Origin of the sequence: Comamonas sp. CMM02, from assembly GCF_014851485.1 — a bacterium.
GTDB lineage: Bacteria > Pseudomonadota > Gammaproteobacteria > Burkholderiales > Burkholderiaceae_C > Comamonas > Comamonas avium.
The window spans coordinates 1-435 of sequence record NZ_JACUZW010000014.1; the positions used below are offsets into that span (position 1 = coordinate 1).

Genomic DNA, 435 nt, shown 5'->3' on the forward strand with positions numbered 1-435 from the left:
GCGCATGGCTGTGATGTCGATCGTTGCAGGCACCGCCGCCTTCCCTTTCCCTCCCTCCTCCTGAGTCTCTTCTCTCTCTCGCGCTTCTCTTTCTTCCGTCAGCGTCCCTTTCCTTGCCCCCCTCTCTTCCCTTTTTTTTTCCCTTTCCCCCTCTTTTTCTCTCTTTTCTCTCTTTTTCCCTCCTTTCTTTCCTCCCCTTTTTTTTTCCTCCCTTCCCCTCTTTCTTCCCCCCTTTCTCTTTCTTTCTCCCTCCCTCTTTTTTTCCCCCCTCTTTTCTTTCTCCTTCCCTCTTCTCTTTTTTCTCTTCCTTTCCCCTCTTTTTCTCCCCCTTCTTTCCCCCCTCTCCCCCCCTCTCTGTTGCTCCTCTTCCCCCTCCCTTTCCTTTTTTTTTCCCTCCTCTTCCTCCTTCTTTGGTTCACCCTCCCCTTCTCTATC

1 protein-coding gene is annotated in these 435 nt (G+C 51.5%); it reads right to left on the reverse strand.

Annotated elements, in window-relative coordinates; genetic code table 11:
* A partial coding sequence (locus IB213_RS18450; protein WP_192408185.1) for a hypothetical protein occupies positions 1-435 on the reverse strand: 435 nt, incomplete at both ends.